Source organism: Elusimicrobiota bacterium (genome assembly GCA_018816525.1).
Lineage (GTDB): Bacteria > Elusimicrobiota > Endomicrobiia > CG1-02-37-114 > XYA2-FULL-39-19 > OXYB2-FULL-48-7.
Genome location: JAHIVV010000063.1, coordinates 1 through 18,202, shown reverse-complemented (window position 1 = coordinate 18,202; position 18,202 = coordinate 1). Strand labels below are relative to the sequence as shown.

20 protein-coding genes are annotated in these 18,202 nt (G+C 40.9%); 1 reads left to right on the top strand and 19 read right to left on the bottom strand.

The features are described from left to right. Positions 1-2: 2 nt before the first annotated feature. From gcvPA to KKH91_06045, 14 genes are all read right to left on the bottom strand, one after another. A complete protein-coding gene (gene gcvPA, locus KKH91_06110) occupies positions 3-1,343 on the bottom strand; it encodes an aminomethyl-transferring glycine dehydrogenase subunit GcvPA (GenBank protein ID MBU0952375.1) in 1,341 nt (446 codons plus the stop codon). Between the two features lie 9 nt (positions 1,344-1,352). Next, entirely contained in the window at positions 1,353-1,733 is a 381-nt protein-coding gene (gene gcvH / locus KKH91_06105; protein ID MBU0952374.1) for a glycine cleavage system protein GcvH, read from the bottom strand. A gap of 10 nt (positions 1,734-1,743) precedes the next feature. Then, complete coding sequence (locus KKH91_06100; GenBank protein ID MBU0952373.1) at positions 1,744-2,493, bottom strand: hypothetical protein; 750 nt, start codon at positions 2,491-2,493, stop codon at positions 1,744-1,746. After that, entirely contained in the window at positions 2,468-3,532 is a 1,065-nt protein-coding gene (locus tag KKH91_06095; protein ID MBU0952372.1) for a 3-methyl-2-oxobutanoate dehydrogenase subunit VorB, read from the bottom strand. The genes KKH91_06100 and KKH91_06095 overlap by 26 nt, the downstream gene beginning before the upstream one ends. Next, positions 3,529-3,750 (bottom strand): 4Fe-4S binding protein, encoded by a 222-nt coding sequence (locus tag KKH91_06090; protein MBU0952371.1) that lies wholly within the window; start codon positions 3,748-3,750, stop codon positions 3,529-3,531. The genes KKH91_06095 and KKH91_06090 overlap by 4 nt, the downstream gene beginning before the upstream one ends. Before the next feature lie 43 nt (positions 3,751-3,793). Further along, positions 3,794-4,405 carry a Gfo/Idh/MocA family oxidoreductase gene (locus tag KKH91_06085; GenBank protein ID MBU0952370.1) on the bottom strand — a complete coding sequence of 204 codons (612 nt, stop codon included), beginning with the start codon at positions 4,403-4,405 and terminating at the stop codon, positions 3,794-3,796. A 20-nt stretch (positions 4,406-4,425) separates the two neighbouring features. Then, on the bottom strand, positions 4,426-4,599 hold the full coding sequence (locus KKH91_06080; protein ID MBU0952369.1) for a hypothetical protein: 174 nt from the start codon (positions 4,597-4,599) through the stop codon (positions 4,426-4,428). Between the two features lie 407 nt (positions 4,600-5,006). Continuing rightward, positions 5,007-5,807 carry a glucosamine-6-phosphate deaminase gene (locus KKH91_06075; protein ID MBU0952368.1) on the bottom strand — a complete coding sequence of 267 codons (801 nt, stop codon included), beginning with the start codon at positions 5,805-5,807 and terminating at the stop codon, positions 5,007-5,009. Between the two features lie 81 nt (positions 5,808-5,888). Then, a complete protein-coding gene (locus KKH91_06070) occupies positions 5,889-6,365 on the bottom strand; it encodes a GNAT family N-acetyltransferase (GenBank protein ID MBU0952367.1) in 477 nt (158 codons plus the stop codon). A 20-nt stretch (positions 6,366-6,385) separates the two neighbouring features. Next, positions 6,386-7,426, bottom strand: a complete 1,041-nt coding sequence (locus tag KKH91_06065) for a hypothetical protein (protein MBU0952366.1) — start codon at positions 7,424-7,426, stop codon at positions 6,386-6,388. An 8-nt stretch (positions 7,427-7,434) separates the two neighbouring features. Further along, positions 7,435-8,487, bottom strand: a complete 1,053-nt coding sequence (locus KKH91_06060) for a hypothetical protein (protein ID MBU0952365.1) — start codon at positions 8,485-8,487, stop codon at positions 7,435-7,437. A 79-nt stretch (positions 8,488-8,566) separates the two neighbouring features. After that, entirely contained in the window at positions 8,567-9,478 is a 912-nt protein-coding gene (locus KKH91_06055) for a radical SAM protein (protein ID MBU0952364.1), read from the bottom strand. Next, entirely contained in the window at positions 9,479-11,158 is a 1,680-nt protein-coding gene (recN, locus tag KKH91_06050; protein MBU0952363.1) for a DNA repair protein RecN, read from the bottom strand. Then, complete coding sequence (locus KKH91_06045; protein MBU0952362.1) at positions 11,136-11,972, bottom strand: NAD(+)/NADH kinase; 837 nt, start codon at positions 11,970-11,972, stop codon at positions 11,136-11,138. The genes recN and KKH91_06045 overlap by 23 nt, the downstream gene beginning before the upstream one ends. A gap of 86 nt (positions 11,973-12,058) precedes the next feature. Between KKH91_06045 and KKH91_06040 the strand changes: the two genes are divergently transcribed. Beyond that, complete coding sequence (locus KKH91_06040; protein ID MBU0952361.1) at positions 12,059-12,286, top strand: hypothetical protein; 228 nt, start codon at positions 12,059-12,061, stop codon at positions 12,284-12,286. Here the strand turns inward: KKH91_06040 and KKH91_06035 are convergent. From KKH91_06035 to KKH91_06015, 5 genes are read right to left on the bottom strand one after another with little or no spacing between them, the layout of a single operon-like run. Continuing rightward, positions 12,283-14,253 (bottom strand): APC family permease, encoded by a 1,971-nt coding sequence (locus tag KKH91_06035; GenBank protein ID MBU0952360.1) that lies wholly within the window; start codon positions 14,251-14,253, stop codon positions 12,283-12,285. The genes KKH91_06040 and KKH91_06035 overlap by 4 nt on opposite strands. Before the next feature lie 13 nt (positions 14,254-14,266). Further along, positions 14,267-15,160, bottom strand: a complete 894-nt coding sequence (locus KKH91_06030; protein MBU0952359.1) for a radical SAM protein — start codon at positions 15,158-15,160, stop codon at positions 14,267-14,269. Position 15,161: 1 nt separating this feature from the next. Further along, the gene (locus KKH91_06025) at positions 15,162-16,958 is read right to left on the bottom strand and encodes an ABC transporter permease (protein MBU0952358.1); all 1,797 of its coding nucleotides are present in this window, start codon (positions 16,956-16,958) and stop codon (positions 15,162-15,164) included. Between the two features lie 4 nt (positions 16,959-16,962). Next, positions 16,963-17,898 (bottom strand): efflux RND transporter periplasmic adaptor subunit, encoded by a 936-nt coding sequence (locus KKH91_06020; GenBank protein ID MBU0952357.1) that lies wholly within the window; start codon positions 17,896-17,898, stop codon positions 16,963-16,965. Between the two features lie 11 nt (positions 17,899-17,909). Then, complete coding sequence (locus KKH91_06015) at positions 17,910-18,083, bottom strand: hypothetical protein (protein MBU0952356.1); 174 nt, start codon at positions 18,081-18,083, stop codon at positions 17,910-17,912. Positions 18,084-18,202: the final 119 nt, after the last annotated feature.

Sequence of the window (18,202 nt, the reverse complement as noted above, 5' to 3'; positions counted from 1 at the left end):
AATTATTCCGTTTTTAATACGCCTTCAAGCGATTCCTTGAGGTGCCCGATGTCCTCTTTTGTGCGCTTCTCGGTAACCGCAACGAGCATGCACCTTTCCATTCCTTTATAATAACGGCCCAGCGGAAAACCCGCCGCAAAACCTTTTTCAATCAATGTACTGACAACGTCGCCGGCGTCTACAGGCAATTCTACGACAAATTCGTTAAAAAAAGGAGCGGCAAATTTTCTTTTTACATTTTTTATCCTGCTGAGTTTCTGGCAGGCGTAGCCGGCTTTATTTGCGCACAATTGCGCAACTTCCTTCAGTCCGTTTTTACCTAACAGGCTTAAATATGAAATTGCCGCGATTGTGTTCAATGTTGAATTAGTGCAGATATTTGAAGTGGCCTTCTCCCTGCGGATATGCTGTTCTCGCGTTTGCAGTGTAAATACAAAACCCTGCCTGCCTTCTTTATCGTGAGTTCTTCCTACAACGCGGCCGGGCATCTGCCTTACATACTGTTTTAACGTGGCCAAAAATCCGAAGTAAGGCCCGCCGAATGAAAGGGGCAAACCCAAACTTTGCCCTTCGCCGGTAACAATGTCTATACCCATTTTACTGGGCGGCTTTAAAACTCCTAGCGAAATAGGATAAACCGAACAAATGGTCAGCGCCCCGGCGCTGCGCGCTTTCTGGCTTATATCAGTAAAATCATCTATGCAGCCGAAAAAATTCGGGTTCTGTAAAATTATTGCGGCCGTATCATTATCAATTTCCTTTAAAATTAATTCCCTGTCTGCAATGCCGTTGTTTATAGGAATTTCCACAAAGTTCAGGGCGAGATTGCTGGTGTAAGAACGCAGCATGGTTCTGTAAATAAGGCTGACGCCTTCACACACAATTATTTTTTTTCTTTTAGTAATCCTGGTTGCCATCATCGCGGCTTCGTAAAGAGCCGTGCCTCCTTCATAAATGGAAGCGTTTGAAACATCCATGCCCGTCAATCTGCAGATGGCGGTCTGGTATTCGTAAATTGCCTGCAGGACTCCCTGGGAAACTTCCGGTTGGTAAGGCGTATAAGCGGTATAAAATTCGCTTCTTGATATAATTGCATCCACTGCGGAGGGAATATAATGGTCGTAAAACCCGGCGCCGAGAAAACAGGTTAAATCCGTAGCGTTTTTTGCCGCCAGCGACTGCAGGTGCTGGCGGACTTCAATTTCTGATTTTCCCGAAGCGATATTAAATGACGCAGGGCTAAAATCTGCTGGTATGCCTTTGAATAAATCAGCTATGGATTTTACGCCGATAGCTTCAAGCATTTCCTGCTGTTGTTTGTTTGTGTTTGATATATAGGTCATTGAGTTTGACTACAGACTCTTTATAAGTTCTTCGTATTTCTCGGGTGAAAGCAGCTTGTTAAGCTCGGCAGGATTTATACCGTTAAGTTTGCAGATCCAACCTGCGCCGAAAGCATCCTTGTTTATGGTTTCAGGAGCGCTTTCAAGTTTCGAGTTTATCTCTTTTACTGTTCCGCTTAAGGGTGAATAAATATCCGATGCGGCTTTTACAGATTCGACTACTCCGAGCTCGCCGAATTGTTTTATCGTTTTACCAGCTTCAGGCAGCTGGACAAAGGTAATATCGCCGAGGGAATGCTGGGCATAATCCGTTATGCCAATTGTGGCCTCATTTCCTTTTACTAAAACCCATTCGTGTTTTTCCGTATATTTTAGTTCTTTTGGGTTCACCGGGGTCTCCTTATTTATCTTTTATTGTTCCGAGAGGGAATGTTTTCATCATAACTTCCTGCACCCATTTGCAGGCCTCCGGGGGAGTCATCTGCCAGTCAACCGGGCACATGGAAAGGACTTCAACAAGGCTGAATCCTTTTTTATCCAGTTGATTTTGAAAAGCTTTCTTTATTGCTTTTTTAGTTTGCAGGATGTTTGCAGGCTTATCAACAGAAGTGCGCGCGAGATATTTTGTTCCTTCGAGAGATGATAACAATTCGCAGACTTTTATCGGATAGCCTTCATTTTCAGCTTTTCTGCCGAAAGGCGTAGTCAATGTTTTCTGGGCTAACAAGGTTGTAGGCGCCATCTGGCCGCCTGTCATGCCGTAGTTTGCGTTATTTACAAAAATAACAGTAATATTCTCGCCGCGGTTTGCCGCGTGTATAATTTCTGCTGTGCCGATGGCTGCCAAATCACCGTCGCCCTGATAGGTAAACACAACTTTGTCAGGTAAAACCCTCTTTATTCCTGTTGCAACAGCCGGCGGCCTGCCGTGAGCGGCTTCAGCTACGTCAAAATTGAAATAATCATAGGCAAATACAGCGCAGCCGACGGGAGCAACACCGATTGTTTTTTCGCGCACGCCAAGCTCATCTATAACTTCGGCTATAAGCCGGTGTATTATTCCATGGCCGCAACCCGGGCAATATAAATGCCTGGTTTCTTTCAAGCTTTCCGGCCGGGTAAACTTAGCTGTTTTTTTTGATGTGTTCATAGATTTCTTCCGGGGAGAATATTCCGCCGCCGGGCTTTCCTAAAAATTCTACAGGGATCCTGCCGTTAACCGCCAGGCGGACGTCTTCAACCATCTGCCCCAGATTCATTTCAACTACCAGCATTTTTTTTGTTTTCTTGCTTATGTCGGAAATTATTTGTTCAGGGAACGGCCAAAGCGTTATAGGCCTGATCATCCCTACTTTTATTTTTTCTTTTTCGGCTATCTGCAAAACAGATTTGCAGACCCTTGAAGCAATGCCGAACGCTACTAAAACTATATCCGCATTTTCCGTATTTATGGCTTCGTATCTTACTTCGTTTTTTTTGATTTCATTATATTTTTTGTTGAGGTCCCAGTTATGGGCTTCCAGTTCGCCTTCTCCCATGAGGAGCGACCTTATTTTTCTGGGTTCCCTGCCGGCGCAGCCGTTTAAAACCCAATCTTTTTTTTCTTTTAATTTTTCATTTATAATTTCTAATTTTTCGTTGTTTATAGTTATCGGTTCCATCATCTGGCCCACGTAACCGTCGGCAAGAATTATTGCCGGGTTACGGTATTTATCTGCCAGATCAAAGGCAAGTTTTGTCAGGTCGTACATTTCCTGGACGCTTGCCGGCGCGAGGGCTATCAACCTGTAATCTCCATGGCCACCGCCTTTTGTTGTCTGGAAATAATCTCCCTGCGAACCTGCAATATTTCCAAGGCCGGGCCCGCCGCGCATTACGTTAGCTATTACGCAGGGAAGCTCGCAACCCGCTAAATATGAAATGCCTTCCTGTTTTAAACTTACTCCCGGCGACGATGACGAAGTCATGGCGCGCTTACCCGTCAGCGCAACACCGAATACCATATTTATTGCCGCAACTTCGCTTTCTGCCTGAAGGAATACCCTGCCAAGCTCTATCATCCTGCGAGACATATGTGAAGTTACTTCATTTTGCGGGGTAATAGGATAACCAAAATACGCTTCGCAGCCGGCGGCAACAGCCCCTTCGCAAAGCGCAATGTTTCCCTGCATCAATATTTTTTTGTTCATTTTATCTCTATTGCGTAATCCGGGCACATTATATAACAGGTGCCGCAGGAATTGCATTTATCCGGGTTTTCAACGGTTATGGAATTATATCCGATTTTATTCAAGGTTTTCGATTTGGCCAGGACTTTTTTAGTGCAGTAAATTATGCAAAGCCCGCACCCCTTGCACCTGTCAGTGTCTATTGTGATTTGTGCTGCTTTTTTGTCGCCGGTTTTCATGATAAAATGTTACAAAATTAATAGTATATTTTCAAACCATGAGTCAAATAAAAACAGGTTTGTTGGTTTTGTTTGATTCTATGGCGGCGCGCACAACCATCAAATTGGCAAGTCCTTCATTGCCGTCAACTTCCGGTTTCTTTTTACGCCTTATACAATCAGCAAATTCCTCAAGCTCTTTAAGTAAAGTATCAACTTTTATAATGGGTATTTCTTTTTTCTCAACTGAACCGGTTTTCTGTAAATATAGTTTTTCACCGGATTTTTCAGAAGAAAGCACGCCTTTGGTTCCGTAAACATTTATGTAGGAAGTATATGGGACCACATAATCCGAGCCAATATAACCCGTAAGACCTGATTTAAACTCAACCAGAGTTTTAGTAACATCTTTGTTATCAACAGGAATATACATTCTTTTCATAATTGAATACACTTTTTTAACAGGCCCGAAAAAATAACGAAGCGTATCGATTATGTGAACGCCAAGCTGGGTAAGGGGGAGCGCGGGACATAAACTATTCTTACTGCGCCACTGGCTCGCCTTAAGCCTCAAACCTGCTTCGTGCGAAAAATTCGCTTCAACTGAAATTATTTTTCCAATAACACCTTTTTTTATAAGTTCCTTGATCTTTCTATTCGGGCCCGCGCGCCTCATATTATGCCCTACTGAAAGTATTACTCTGTTTTTTTTACAGGTTTTTCTGCAAAATTTATTCTTTCTTCTTTAATGTCAGAATAACAGCTTACTAATTTAAGCTTTTTGCTTCTTTTAACCGCTTCAACAATCGTTCTGCCCCAGCCGCCGAGCCCTATAAGCGCAACTTTAACAGGTTTATTCATAAGTTTCATTAAAATATTTCTACTTTGCCTTCCGGATTGCGAACAATGGCGCAAACCTCTATTCGTCAACCATGCTTTACTACCCTTTCAAGCATATTTCCCCGGGTAGTTTTCCATACCCATAGATACTACCTATTGTGATTACTGGAGTCAGGTGTATATGCCCATAATTTTATAATAATCCGATATAAAGTGCAAACGCGCGGCCAAGCAAATAAAAATGAAAATGCAGGGAATGGCTTAAAACTTATTAAATCATTTACCGGAAACCAATTATCAGGCTTTCATAATCCAGTAGTCAGTATTTATAAAAATACATTGACGACTAAATACTAAAATACTGTAATACTTTTTAAAAAAAAACCAATCCCACCTATAAGATGGGATTGGTTTAATGTTTTCTTTTGCTGCTGTTTTTACAGTTTTACCGGAACCAGATTTTCTTTTTCGATATCTTTAAAATAATTTACCGTGCCGACTTTCAATTCTGCTGTTGCTTCTTCATCGCAGATTATCATGCCTTTTTGATGAAGCTGGAGCATGGAAACGGTCCACATATGGTTTACGCCTTGTTCAACAACTTGCTGCAGAGCGCGGGCTTTCTTGTAACCGGTGACAAGAATAATAACTTCTTCCGAATCCATAACTGTTCCGACGCCGACGGTTAAAGCTTTCTTCGGCACTTTATTTATATCGTTATCAAAAAATCTTGAATTTGCAACAATGGTGTCATAGGTAAGGGTTTTTACCCTGGTTCTGGAGCTTAAAGATGAACCTGGTTCATTGAACGCAATATGGCCGTCAGGGCCGATGCCGCCCAAAAATAATTTGATGGGCCCGACTTTCTTTATTCTTTCTTCATACTGCCTGCATTCTTCATCAAGGTCTTTTGCGTTTCCGTTAAGAATGTTTACCTGTTCCTTCACTGCATCGACTTTGCTGAACAAATTTCCCCACATAAATGAATAATAGCTCTCCGGATGGCTCTGCGGTATAGCAACATATTCATCCATATTGAAACTGATTACATTCTTGAAAGACAATTTTCCCGCTTTATGGATATTTACAAGTTCTTTGTAGGTATCCAGCGGTGATGAACCTGTGGGCAGCCCGATAACACAGGGTTTTGCTGCGTCTGCCTTTTTAATTTTGTCCGCGATATACGCTGCTGACCATTTGCCAACATCTGCCGCTGATTTCTGAATAATGATTCTCATCTTTTTTTCTCCTTATATGATTTGATTTACTATACTGACGCCCATTATATAAAAATTTCAAAAATTGTCAATTAAATAATTCTATAATTTCATCAAATAATGAATTTGCCTGGTTATTTCCTTGAACCCCATTTTGGGATAAAAATTACTGCCTACTTTATTTGTTGCCAATGTTTCTATTTTTGCAAATTTTACTTTTTTCCTTTTGAAATATTCTAACACCTTTTTTATTAGTTCTTTGCCAATTCCCTTCCCATGATGTTTCCTGTCTACCCCAAGGTTTATAATCCTGCCGACACTTGAATATTTATTTATTGATGTTGTTGCGAAACCTGCAACTTTGCCGTCAATTACCGCAACAACAGTTCCTTCGGGATTATTCCTGACTTCATTTTTTACATCTTCCGCTTTTCTCTGTTTCCAGCTTGTACCGCCGATTTTTCCAAATAGCTTTTCGGCGCTATAATCAAAAGAGACATTTTCGTCTGCGAATGCATTTATAGCTACTTTTTTTACCTGTTCTAAATCTCCGCTTTTAAATTCCCTGATCGTTAACATAACCGGCACCCTCCTGTTTTTCAATATTGGTGTTTAACCTGCCCGAACATTGTAGGTTTGTCCCAATATTCTCCGTTATTTACAACCCATTTAGCTGCTGCTTCAATAATGTCGTCTGTTTTATCCTTATAGGCGCCGAATTTTTTTACACAATAATTGTCATTAATTACAAGCGCAGTTTCCGGTTCAGTGTCAATAATCTTTGCGTTTTTGCCCGATAATTTGCTTAATTTATCCAATATATATTTAACCGATACTATCGGGCCTGAAACATTCAGTATTGACGGCGGATTTGAACAAAGCCCGAAAGCAAAGATTGCGCGCTCATTTGCGTCCCTTTGTGAAACTAAATTTACATAAGGCATGGATAAAGATATATTTTCGCCTTTTAATACCATTTTTGCCAAATCAACTATCACTCCGTAAGCTAAATGCTGGGCATAGGCCAACCGGTAAAAACAAATCTTCTGATTTTGTGATTTTTCAGCGGTTATCCTGAATGCGCTTTCTCTGGCAGCTATGCTCCACCCATAAATTCCCTGCGGTTCTAAAATATCCGTTTCCTTGCTCCCGCCGTTTTCCGGCCTTGTATGAAGATAAGGGTTAGCCGAGGAAAAAACAACTATATTTGAACTTTTAAATCTTTCTCCGGTTAAATAGGGCACTATACAATTTAAATGAAATGATTTTTCCCAATTGCCCGAAGAACCGAATTTAAAACCCGGCATATAAATGATATTCTTTATATCAGGCAGTCCTTCAAGAAACTTTCTATCGCTGACATTTCCTTTATAAACAGCAATTCCCAAAGACTGCAAAATTTTTAAAGCCTTTTCTTTCGGGTCGCTAAAAGTTGACGCAACAATAATTTTTCTTGAGCCGGCACCAGCGCTTTTATCGGCCCTTATTATCATTTCCACCAATTCAGGCCCCATCTTCCCGCTGCCGCCAAGAATTAAAATATCGCCGGATAAAGTTTTCATAAACATTGTCAGGGCCTGGGAAGGCGTTGTCATGAAATCTTTTAACTGTTTGGCGTTTGTTATATCTGTTATATTCATTCTGGTATTTACAATCCGGCTTCTTTTTTCATTTTATCCAGGTTCTCTAGTAAAAATAGCTCGTCGTTCAATGCAGGGTGGGAATCGTAAATCTTTGAAATGGCTTCTGCCTGGCCCGGCCTTCCGGATTCATGAAAACAATACGGTCCCGGTAATAATCCTAATTTTGTTAATCTGTATTTAACGCCCCAGATAGAATTTTCAAAATTGCCTAAAGCGTCAAAAAGCGCGCCGTTGCACATATTCACCAGGTGAGCCAGTTCTTTTTCGGAAATGGCTATCTTCCATTTATTTCCTTCTTTTGCTTCTAAAACTGCTGTCTCCCATTTTACAGCCGCATGCGTATCTGTAGAAAAATGTCCTAACAGTCCTGCGTTGTATTCCATTTTGACAACTTTACCGTTGACGTCATATCTGAAAACACCGCCTAAATCAGCTATTATACGGTCATCATTGCCCGTTACCATAACTAAGTCATTTCTTCGCGCGCTTCTTGCAGCAGCTTCTAACATAATCTGGGAACGATAAGTATCAAATGAAGCGCCTTTCGCGCCATAGGATATTTCGAAAATCCCGTCCCACAAACGTAAACTAAACTCCCGGCTGCCGGTGATGGCTTTCTGAAGTTCAAAACCAAAAGTTGGGATAATAGAAGCAACATCTTTGAATATTTTAATTACATCTTTATCTTTTTTATCATAAAATGCGGTCGGCGCCACCATTACTATATCGTACCCGTATTTAGCCGCAAGTTCTGCCTGCTTTATAAAGTTTTTTCCGCCTATTGCAGCCATTAAAAACATTTCCCGGCTGCCGTATTTTTTGACCGTTTCTTTTATTAACCGCAGCCAGTTATCGTAAATTTCTAAATCATCTCCGGCAAATTCTCCTGTATGCGCGCCGGGAACTACTGTTTTAGCTCCTGCCTTAATATAATACAAAGTAAGCAATTTCTGCCATTTTTCGCTGAATCTTTTATTACTGTCCAACGCTAACGGGCTCGGCACCCAAACTCCGCCCTTTTTAATAATATTTAGTTTTTCTTTATTAAGTTTTATCATTTTTATAATTTTACCATTTTGATTGCATTTTGTATACACCTTTCCCTGCAAAGCCCGATATCAGCCATGATTTTCCTACCTAAATTAAATCCAATTGGACCGGGGTGAGGCCCTTGCCCCAGCGTTTGTCTTTTGTAATAAACGATAAACCTGAGTGCAGCCCATATTTCTTTATCAGCCCGTTTATTGTTTTATGGAGATTATTTCTGTAATCGTATGAGGGGGAAATCCGCGAACCATACAATTTGTTATATTTCTGCAGTAATCCCGGGTAATCCTTAAGAAGGACTTCCCTATATTTCTTATATTGATTGTCGCGGAGTGTCAGACAGCCTTCCCAGACATACCGGCCGCCGTGCTTTTTAACACCCTCAATCAATTTATCAAGATTTTCAGCGCTGTCGGTTATATAAGGAAGCACCGGCATCAGTGAACAACCGGTAACTATGCCGTTTTTATTTAACTCTTTCATCATTTCAAGCCGTTTCTGCGTAGGAGGCGCGGCCTGTTCGAATATTTCACAGGTTTTTACATCAAGCGTAATCATTGAAACCGATACAACCGCAAAACTTTTATCCGCTATGCTTTTAAGCAGGTCCAAATCCCGCATAATCATATCGGATTTAGTGAAAATATTGACAGGATAACCGAACTTGTTTGTTGTTTCAAGGATTTTCCTTGTGATTTTGTGTTCTTTTTCCGCCGGCTGGTATGGGTCGCTTGAAGAACCTATAGAAATCATCCCGTAAGGAAGCCCTTTTGAAAATTGTTCTTCAAGAAGCGACTGCGCGTTCTGTTTTATTCCGATTGTATAAAAAAAATCCGCCTTGTTTTTGTACGGCTGGTATTTTTCCGACTGGACATAGCAGTACTGGCACCTGTGCTCGCACCCTGTGTATGGATTTACTGTGCCTATAAAAGGGTCTTCATCATCGGGTTCGGATTTATTAAGGATAGTTTTTGCATTCTGCAGGTTATATCTGGTAAGCATTTACTTTTTTAACAATTCTTCTGCGTGTTTTCTGGTGGTATCGGTAATTTTTCCACCGCTTAACATGCGCGCCATTTCTTCAATGCGGGCCGTTTTTGTGCCTAAAACAATAACTTCCGTGAAGGTTCTGCCGGCTCTTGCGCTTTTTTCTACTTTATAATGGGTTTGCGCATAACCTGCAATCTGAGCCATATGGGTAACGCAAAAAACCTGCCTGCTTTTTGAAATTTCTTCAAGTTTTGAACCTATTACACTGCTCATGGGGCCGCTGACGCCTGCATCTATTTCGTCAAAAACCATAACCGGCACATCGGACGCTTTGCCCAGTACAACTTTTAACGCAAGCATGGTGCGCGACATTTCGCCGCCGGAGGCAATTTCCTTAAGCGGCCTGGGTTCTTCGCCCAAATTCGGCGAAAATAAAAATTCTATGGTATCAAACCCGCTGTTTGTTATCTTTGGTTTGTTTTCCGGAGTTAAATCTTTTTCTAAACCTATTTTGAATTTTGCTTTTGCCATTCCCAGGTCCTGGATTTCTTTTTCTACAAGTTTTTCGAGCTTTGTACAGACCTTTTTGCGTTTTTGCGACAAATCTTCACAAAGTTCCAGGAGCTTTTTTTCGATCAATTTGATTTTTTTCTCAAGCTCTGCGAGATTTTCTTCGCCATGGAGCAATTTATTAAGTTCAAGGCCGATTTTTTCGCGGTAATCTATAATTTCCTGCGCCGTGGCGCCGTATTTTTTCTTTAATTTAAGTATCAGATCTTTTTTTTCTATGAGTTTATCCAATTCTTTCGGGTCAACTTCTAATTTATCGCGGTATTTATCAAGTTCAGTTGAAGCGTCCTTTAACTGCGAAATTATTCCTTCTAATTTTGCATCGCCGGCAAAGGCGCCTTCTGAAATCGTATTTATGCTTTCAATCAACTGGCTTACCTTCTGCACATTGCTGATAACCGAGGTTTCTTCACCGGAAAGTATTTCATGGGCTTCAGAGACAAGTTTTATTATCTTTTCCGAATTTTTAAGCTGGGGAAGGATGCTGTCTATCTCTTCTTCGGTATTAGGTTTCAGCTGCGCGGCATCTATTTCTTTAACCTGGAACTTATAAAGGTCAATTTTATGCTCGCGCTGCTGCGCGCTAAGTTTTAAATTATCAATTTCATCCTGCAATCCCTGGTACTGGCGGTTTTGCTCGGTGATTTTCGAACGAAGTTCAAGCAAATCACCGTATTTGTCAATTATGCTAAGCTGATTGTTTGATTTTAGCAGTGTCTGGTGTTCATTTTGCCCGTGAATATCAACCAATACATCTCCGATTTTTGAAGCAAACTGCGCTGTTACCGGCTGGTCGTTGCAGTAACATTTGGATTTGCCGGCCGCATCTATTTCCCGGCGGAGAATTATGGTATTTTCTTCAAGTTCCAGGTCCTGTTCTTTCAGGATTTTCTTTATTTCCGGGCTATGTTCAATGCTGAAAACGCCCGTGATAACGCTTTTTGGTGTTCCGGTGCGTACAACCCCTGCGGAAGCGCGGTCACCGAGCAAAAGCCCCAGGGCTTCAATGGTAATTGATTTGCCCGCACCAGTCTCGCCCGTGAAAATGTTTAGTTTGTTCGTAAATTCCAGTTTCAGGTTTTCTATCAGCGCGTAGTTTTTAACGGTGAGTTCTTCTAACATCTGAAATCATTCCCCAGTTAAATTTAGAGCGAAGAATATTAAAGTAGCTCTTGTCCGGATGGGCGATGAGTTTTAGTTTATATTTTGATTTTTTTACCGCTATGGCCGCCCCGGAAGAAATATTAAAATTTTCCTGGCCGTCAATGGAAATGACTATGTTTTTATTGGATTTATATTTCGGCACTTCTGTTACAATATTGCTGTCTGAGGATAATATAATCGGCCTTTGCGATAATGTGTGCGGGCAAATCGGCGAAACGATAAACAGGGGCAGTTTTGGGCTGACAATAGGCCCGCCGGCCGCTAAAGAATACGCCGTGGACCCGGTAGGGGTGGAGATAATCAAACCGTCGCCGATATATTCCGCCAGAGCCAGGTTATTTACTTTTACGTTCAACAGAATTACCCGCGAAGACGAGCCTGACCTGATAACGCAATCATTAAGCGCCAGATAACTTTTACCTGATGTTTCAATATCAAGCATTAACCGTTCTTCAATTTTGAATTTGCCCGAAATACTTTTTTCAATAATTGAAAACATTTCACCTGGGTCTGTTCCTGCTAAAAACCCGAGAGAACCCGTGTTTACGCCCAGGACCGGGATGCCTAACGGCGCAATTATTTTTGCAACCCGCAAAATTGTCCCGTCGCCGCCAAGGGTTATGCAGATATCCGCTTCGGGAAGTATTTTTGCGTCCGAGGACAGGGCGGTTACTTCGTTTTGTTTATTGGAATAGAACCATTTTTTGAGATTTTTTAGTTCCGCCACCGCTTCCCGTTTTATAGGGTTATAGACTATCAGTATCTTCTTCATGGTAGCCAAATTTTATAATATAAAGCCCGAAGTGTCAAACTCCATGGCCCGGCGTACGCGCGCAAATATTTATTGTTTCTGGAATCATGAGAGTATCTTCCCTAAAGTTCATTCTTGCCGATGCATTCACTGTTTTATTCACAATAGCTTTAATGACCGGCGCAGGTTACATCGGCGGAAACAGCCTGCTTATATTAAAAAAAGATATCAGCAAAATCGGCCATTTTGCAATTCTTACCGTATTGATTATGATCCTGGCTTACATACTTTATAAAAATTTGAAAAACGATGAACCTGGGGACAGTGGTGTTTAGTAGACTCTTATAGGAAGTATGATGAAGGGAATGCCTTTTGAATAAAGAATTCTCTGAATAGCAAAAACCGTATAGTTGTGAAGCAGTTTTGAAAAAAATGTTTCTTTGGGAAAAACCAGCTGCCCGCCGAAGAAAACGCTGTTGGGAAAACGTTCCAGTACTTGTGAAGCAATTCCATCACTTTCATTTACCACATCCGTGCCTATCACTGTAACAGCCTCGGAATAATACCCGTTCTTTTTAACAAATTGCACATATTTGTCAATTTCTTCCTTTATATTTTCCTTAAATTTATCAATCTGTTCCCTGCTGTTGAAGTTACCTGCATCAATTGTGCCTACATAAACAAATACATAATTTTTATAAATTGCACCAAACAACCTGAAAACATTAAACAGGGTATGCAGGCCCAGGCCGTTAAACCCGTTTACAAACAGTACCGCCGTTTTCTCTTTAGGATTAAATTCGATTGTTTTTTTAGGTTCAGAAGATTTTTCTGACGGAGAAATTGAAGCAACCTGCACCAGGTCATTTAACCTTTTCAGGAGTTTTAAGGTATTGATGTAATGGCGCCGTATAGCGATTGCCAATAAAACCAGGGCTAAGGTTATAAATAAAGTTATCCAACCGCCTTCACCGAATTTTATTATGATCATGGATACAAGAATGAATGATGTAAGAAGCAATCCAATACCATTTATTAAAAGTTTTTTCTTCCACTTGTCATATTCAGCCCTTACCTGCCACCAATGGCGCACCATGCCCAGCTGGGAAAGAAAAAATGTAATGAACACGTTAATTGAATAAAGAATTATCAGGAAAGCTATAGACCCGCGCGACACGATAAGCATCAACAATGCCGCTCCACCCATAAGCAAAATCCCGTTTTGCGTAACAAACCTGTCGCTGAGCATGCTGAAACGCGTGGGAAACCACCTGTCCAAGGCCATGTTTGCCAACACCCTGGGGCCTCCCAAAAATCCTGTCTGCGCTGCAACAAAAAGCAAAGCTGTTTCAGAAACTATTATTGTCAGCAAAAATGTTTTACCTACATTTACATTCCATCCAGCGATAATATTTTCAAAGAGAACGGCATTCAAAGTTTTTCCCGGAACATGCACAACCTTGTATAAAACATACGCCGTCATAAGGCCCATGACAGTAAGTGAAAGGGAAATCATCATATAATTCATCGTTCGCTTCGCTGTTTTTACTTTCGGTTCGCGCAGAACAGACATTCCATTGCTAACCGCCTCAATACCTGTATACGTACCGGCACCCATGCTGTAAGCGCGTATAAGTAAAAAGAAAACTCCCAAATATCCGATACTTGCAGTGGTACTTTTGAAATCAACCACAGTTGTGCTTACGGTAGTGCCAATATCAAACGAATGCATCATAATAGCGTAGATTATTACAAAAAGATGGGTTGCTATAAATACCACAAAGATGGGTGTTAAAAATAAAACTGATTCCTTTACTCCCCTTAAATTCAAAATTATCAGGAATAAAATCATCAGCGCCGCAAAATAAACCCTGAATGGGTACCAGCCGGGCGGAAAAAAACTGAATAATGCGCTTGCACCGCTTGAAACAGAAACAGCAATCGTGAGTACATAATCTATAAGCAATGCGCATCCGGAAACCATACCTGCGGCGGGGGAAAGTAACCTGCTTGCCACCAGATACCCGCCGCCACCGGAAGGAAACAACTCTATTATTTGGGAATAACTCATTCCAATTATGATAACTGTTATAGCGGAAGCGATAGCAATTAATATACCTAAGTTCGTATGTGTTCCCAGAGCCCGGAAAGCTTCTTCAGGACCGTAACAGGATGACGAAAGCCCGTCTGCACCAAGGCCTACCCAAGCAAAAAAAGCAATTAATGATAACTTATGAAATAACTGCTTGTCGGATATGTCTCTCGAATTACCTAATAGTATTTTTTTGAATTTTTTAACCATTTTATTCCAGTTTTTACAGGCCTCGGCTGAATTCCGGTTTAAGAGCCTTATTATCCCTCTTTTTTATTACTTTATCAAGTGTTTCCAAAATATATTTTTTATCCCTGGGAAAGCGGGCGCTTATAGGGTAATAATTTGACGCATGGTTTGAAAAAAAGAGACCTTTGAAATCTTCCAGGTTTTCAATCAACGTTTTTAATTCTTCAAGAAACTCAAAATTATCCAACTCTTCAAATTCCTTGCGTTTCAGCATACTATGAAGCAGCGTACCCGGCGTGATCATCAGCGTAAGCGCTGCAATCTGGTCCGGTTGTGCCTGATTTAAGATTTTTGCAGTATTAGTTGCGTGCTGTTTTGTGTATTTCTTTCCACCAAGCCCTAAGATAACCGTTACATTTGTTTTTATTCCTGCTTCTTTTACTTTCATGCAGGTATCAACATTACCAATAGGGGAACCGTATTTTTTTATCATTCTATACACTTCTTCATCACCTGTTTCAAAACCTAAATAAACAATACCAAGTTTTTTGTTTTTAAGTTCAACCAAATCTGCTACGGATTTGTTTTCCAGGCTTTTTATTGAGCCATAAATAGCAACACGTGAAAGTTTGGGGAAATGTTCATTTAATAAATCAAGTATTTTAACCAACACTTCCATTTCAATTGCTATTGCATCGCCGTCAGCAAGGAAAATCCTCCTTGTCTCAGGCATTACCTTTGACGCGCGCCTAATATCTTTTTCTATCAGCGCGAAATCCTTTATTTTAAACTTTTTGTCTTTGTAGGCAGGGCAGAAAATACAGGAATTGTCGGTACATCCAAGTGTAATTTGTAGAATTAAAGAATCAGCTTCGCTCGGAGGCCTGATAACAGTGCCTTGATAATCTAAAATGTCATCTAAAAACACTCTATTTATTTCCTAATATCTTATTTACAAATTCTTCCGCTTTTGTCCTGACTTTATGAAATTCAGCATGAATCTCAGGGAACCGGTTTTGTACTTTTACGTTGATTATATGAAGTTTTTCCTTTATATAGCCAGATTCCCGCGAAAGCAAAAATAACCCTATCGCCATAACCAGAATCCCCTGTAGTATAGGAAGCACCAGCCCGGCTACCCCTATAACAAGAAAAAACCAACCCAATACAAGTATAATAATATGCTTGAATTTATTTTTTTGCATGAGCTGATTATACAATTTCATTAGCGGTAAAACAATAAGAAGTTTTTTGATCCTTTCCTGGGCCCGGTCCATTAAAGAAGCATCTGAAACCTGGACTTCCATATTATCGACATATTCTTTTCCAAATAAACGATACATAGCCGTATTGAGCGGAACAATTATCTGGTTATCCATGTCGCGCCAGCCGGAAGTACCTTTCACGGGAAGTATTCCAATAACAAAAAAATCAATTCCCTTTATTTTTATGAATTCGCCTATAGGGTTTTGGTCTCCGAACAGTGCAGTTCTTACAGTTTGGCCGATAACGGCAACTTTCGTACGGGATGTGGTTTCTTGCTCGGTAAAAAATCTTCCGGAAGTGGGGGCAGAATTTTTAATATCAACATAATCCACTGTTGTACCCGTTATGCTGGCATTGGTATTTTTGTTCTGGTAAACAATCTGGGCATTGCCGTTACAGTAAGCAGCAACTTTTGAAATGTCCGGCAACCCTTTAATTTCCTGGCTGTCCTTTATTGTAAATCTTGTAGGAGAACCTGAACCAAGCGAAACACCGCCCCTTTGTGTTTCAATTCTTACCATTAAAATATTTGAACCTAAACTGGAAATCCTTTGTTTTACGCTTTCCTGCGCGCCTCTTCCTAATGCGAGCATGGCAATAAGGCAGGTTACTCCGATTAAAACACCGAGTATTGAAAGTGCCGAGCGGGTTTTATTGGAAAAAAGCGCGCGGGCTGCCTGATAAAAATAATCTTTCACCCTCATATAATTTATTGCTTTATGAACATGGTACGCTTCGTAATTATCAGTCCCGTCTTTTACTATTGACTGGGTGCCCTTTCTTTCGTCAGCTATTATATTTCCATCCTGAAGCTTTATTATTCTGTTGGCCGCCTGCGCCAGGTCCGGCTCGTGTGTAACCATTACAATGGTAATCCCGGAATCGTTCAATTCTTTTAAAAAACCGATAATTTCGGCCGCAGATTTTGTATCCAGGTTGCCTGTGGGTTCATCCGCCAATATTAGTAATGGATTGTTTATCAGCGAGCGCGCAATTGCCACTCTCTGCTGCTGCCCGCCGGATAATTCATTTGGTTTATGGTTAATTCTATCTCCCAGGCCTACTTTTTTGAGAAGTTCTTCTGAATTACCAAATTTATTTTTTGATTTGTCGCGGCTACTGGAATAAACCAGCGGCAGTTCAACATTTTCTTTTGCCGAGACCCTGGAAAGCAGGTTAAAACTTTGGAAAATAAACCCAAGAAATTTGTTGCGGAAAGCAGCGAGCTCGTCATCAGATAGTTTTGAGACCTCTTTACCGGCGAGGCTGAAACTTCCTTCTGTGGGTTTGTCTAAAAGCCCCAGGATATGAAGCAATGTGGATTTGCCGCTGCCGGAAGCGCCCATTATCGCGACGAATTCGCCTTTATGTATATCAAGCGATACGCCGTTTAACGCAGAAACGCTTATGCTTCCGAGCTGATAGGTTTTGGTTATGTTTTTAAGTTCAATGATTTTCATTTTTTTAATGCGGCATGCCCGGCATTCCGCCCGTCCTTCTTGTATTGCTGCCGCCCTTCGATTCCGTCTGCGGGAGTAATATCGTGTCGCTTTCTTCTATTCCCGAAATTATTTCTATCTGTTTACCGTTATTTATTCCGGTTTCAACTTCTTTCAGCTCGCCGTCTTTTTTGTTTTCTGTCTTAACCTTAACAAACTTTTTGCCTCGCTTGTCTATTACTGCATCAATAGGCAAAAGCAGGACATCATTCTTTTTTTGCGCAATGACCTGAATTGTTGCGGACATACCGGCCCGGAAATTTGCCGGCGGCCTCACCGGGCGTATTTTTACTTCATAACTAGTAACGTTGCTGACTACCGTTGATTCATAAGCTATATGTTCAACCTTGCCGGTAAAATTTTTATCCGGATAAGCATCCAGAGATATTGCAACGTTCTGGCCTAAATAAATATTTTTTAAATCAGTTTCATCAACATTAGCCGAAATAATAAGTTCATCTGCCATTACCAGTATTACATCGCTCATTGAAACGGTTTGCCCGGGTTCTTTATTCCTCAATATAATAAAACCATCTATCGGAGCAATTATGGGCGTGGGCTTGTAAGTATCTTCCCATTTTTTTACCTCATCTTCGCCTTTTGCCCTGGCCAGGTCCAACAAGGCTGCCCTGTCAGTTGAGCTCATCCAGGCAATAATTTCGCCCTTTTTTACTCTCTGTCCCTCAACTACCAGCACATCCTCTATGCGGCCGGACACCTGCGGTTTTATTTCCAGCCTGTTCCTGGGTTCAACAGAAGCATCCAGGCGGAATTCAACAGCAATTGTCCCAATTTCCGGATTTATTTCCATTTGGTTTACTTTTTTCTTTTTTCCTTTAAAGTATAGGAAACCGGAAATTACAAGTAATACTGCAACAATAATAATTATCGCTTTTTTCATTTCAATTCACCTCATTGGGAAATTCCTAAAATATTTTTCCAGGCTGCGTCATAAATTATTTCATTCATCCGCGCGTTAAGAACTGACCTTTCGCTATTTATATAGTCATTTTCTATGGAATACCATTCATTGTAGGTTGAAAGCCCGTTCATATATTTCTCCGGATTATTTAGCGATGGTGTCATTAAAGCAGGTATAGGAGTTGTATATGGTCCGGTCTTCTGATAGAATTAAGTAACTACGGAGGATTGAGATGACAAATGGCACAGGCAGGAAAAAATTAAGCGTTGAAGAGAAGTGGCGG

Bases quoted from the DNA above. Each gene is read 5' to 3' on its own strand.
- gcvPA (MBU0952375.1), bottom strand. From the start codon at position 1,343: ATGACCTATATATCAAACACAAACAAACAACAGCAGGAAATGCTTGAA.
- KKH91_06100 (MBU0952373.1), bottom strand. From the start codon at position 2,493: ATGAACACATCAAAAAAAACAGCTAAGTTTACCCGGCCGGAAAGCTTG.
- KKH91_06095 (MBU0952372.1), bottom strand. From the start codon at position 3,532: ATGAACAAAAAAATATTGATGCAGGGAAACATTGCGCTTTGCGAAGGG.
- KKH91_06090 (MBU0952371.1), bottom strand. From the start codon at position 3,750: ATGAAAACCGGCGACAAAAAAGCAGCACAAATCACAATAGACACTGAC.
- KKH91_06085 (MBU0952370.1), bottom strand. From the start codon at position 4,405: ATGAGGCGCGCGGGCCCGAATAGAAAGATCAAGGAACTTATAAAAAAA.
- KKH91_06080 (MBU0952369.1), bottom strand. From the start codon at position 4,599: ATGAAACTTATGAATAAACCTGTTAAAGTTGCGCTTATAGGGCTCGGC.
- KKH91_06075 (MBU0952368.1), bottom strand. From the start codon at position 5,807: ATGAGAATCATTATTCAGAAATCAGCGGCAGATGTTGGCAAATGGTCA.
- KKH91_06070 (MBU0952367.1), bottom strand. From the start codon at position 6,365: ATGTTAACGATCAGGGAATTTAAAAGCGGAGATTTAGAACAGGTAAAA.
- KKH91_06065 (MBU0952366.1), bottom strand. From the start codon at position 7,426: ATGAATATAACAGATATAACAAACGCCAAACAGTTAAAAGATTTCATG.
- KKH91_06060 (MBU0952365.1), bottom strand. From the start codon at position 8,487: ATGATAAAACTTAATAAAGAAAAACTAAATATTATTAAAAAGGGCGGA.
- KKH91_06055 (MBU0952364.1), bottom strand. From the start codon at position 9,478: ATGCTTACCAGATATAACCTGCAGAATGCAAAAACTATCCTTAATAAA.
- recN (MBU0952363.1), bottom strand. From the start codon at position 11,158: ATGTTAGAAGAACTCACCGTTAAAAACTACGCGCTGATAGAAAACCTG.
- KKH91_06045 (MBU0952362.1), bottom strand. From the start codon at position 11,972: ATGAAGAAGATACTGATAGTCTATAACCCTATAAAACGGGAAGCGGTG.
- KKH91_06040 (MBU0952361.1), top strand. From the start codon at position 12,059: ATGAGAGTATCTTCCCTAAAGTTCATTCTTGCCGATGCATTCACTGTT.
- KKH91_06035 (MBU0952360.1), bottom strand. From the start codon at position 14,253: ATGGTTAAAAAATTCAAAAAAATACTATTAGGTAATTCGAGAGACATA.
- KKH91_06025 (MBU0952358.1), bottom strand. From the start codon at position 16,958: ATGAAAATCATTGAACTTAAAAACATAACCAAAACCTATCAGCTCGGA.
- KKH91_06020 (MBU0952357.1), bottom strand. From the start codon at position 17,898: ATGAAAAAAGCGATAATTATTATTGTTGCAGTATTACTTGTAATTTCC.
- KKH91_06015 (MBU0952356.1), bottom strand. From the start codon at position 18,083: ATGACACCATCGCTAAATAATCCGGAGAAATATATGAACGGGCTTTCA.